The organism is Streptomyces nanhaiensis, from assembly GCF_046614825.1.
GTDB classification, from domain to species: domain Bacteria; phylum Actinomycetota; class Actinomycetes; order Streptomycetales; family Streptomycetaceae; genus Streptomyces; species Streptomyces radiopugnans.
Map to the genome: position 1 here is coordinate 1 of NZ_JBKJFM010000345.1, position 1169 is coordinate 1169.

At 69.4% G+C, this 1169-nt stretch carries 1 protein-coding gene; it reads left to right on the plus strand.

Translation table 11 applies throughout. The annotated features are described in order from the left end of the window. Positions 1-66: 66 nt before the first annotated feature. Positions 67-1133 (plus strand): IS630 family transposase gene (locus ACLIYP_RS31040; protein ID WP_459076363.1). Its coding sequence is split into 2 segments (ribosomal slippage): positions 67-510 and positions 513-1133, totalling 1065 coding nucleotides; the frame shifts between segments, so codons are not numbered across the junction. The last annotated feature ends 36 nt before the right edge of the window (positions 1134-1169 follow it).

Below are 1169 nucleotides of genomic sequence, written 5' to 3' on the forward strand. Positions count from 1 at the left end.
TACTGAGGTTGAACTCGTGGTGTCGTAGGAGCTGACGGTCCTTGATCCCTGCGGTATGCCAGTGGGATGCGGTATCCACAAGGCGGCGGCCTGACCGCCGAACGGCAGCAATTCCGCGAGGGGTTACGACTCCAGGCGGCCGAGCGGTTCGCCCGGGGTGAGGCGAGTTCGGTGATCGCCAAGGATCTGCGGGTCAGCGTGCGGTCGGTGCAGCGCTGGCGCCGGACCTGGGACGAAGGCGGTCTGCGGGCTCTGCGGTCGCAGGGCCCGGCGTCGCTGCCGCGGCTGAGCGAGGAGCAGTTCGCCGTCTTGGAGAGGGAACTGGCCAAGGGGCCGGCCGCGCACGGTTGGGAGGACCAGCGCTGGACCCTGGCCCGGGTCAAGACGGTGATCGGGCGGCGCTTCCACCTCACCTACACCATCCAGGGCGTGCGCAAGCTCCTGGTCCGTAACGGTTGGTCCTGCCAGGTGCCGGCCCGCCGCGCGATGGAGCGCGACGACGACGCCGTCACCGGATGGGTGAAGGAGACGTGGCCCTGCGCGGAAGGGAAGCGGCGGCCCATGGAGCCTGGCTGATCTTCGAGGACGAAGCCGGCTTCTCCATGACGCCGCCGCAGGCGAAAACCTGGTCCCGGCGCGGACACACCCCGGTGGTGCGGGTCCGCGGCCGCTCCCGCAGACGGGTCTCGATCGCGGCGCTGACCTGCTACAAGCCCGGCCACCGGTCCCGGCTGATCTACCGGCCCCGCCGCGACGACGGCCGCCGCGACGGCCGCAAAAGCTTCGCCTGGACCGACTACCGCGACCTGCTGACCGCCGCCCACCACCAACTCGGCGGCCCCATCGTCCTGGTCTGGGACAACTTGAACGTGCACAAGGCCGCCGACCTGCGGAAGTGGGCCGCAGACCGGGACTGGCTGACCATCTACTACCTGCCGCCCTACGCGCCCGACCTCAACCCCGTCGAAGGGATCTGGTCCCTGCTGCGGCGCGGCTGGCTGTCCAACGTTGCCTTCACCACTCCCGAGCACCTCGTCCACCGCATCCGGCGAGGACTGCGACACATCCAGTACCGCAGCGACCTCATCGACGGCTGCCTGGCCGAGACCGGCCTGACCATCAGACCCGGATGAACCCTTGCGACACCACGAGTTCAACCTCAGTAACCG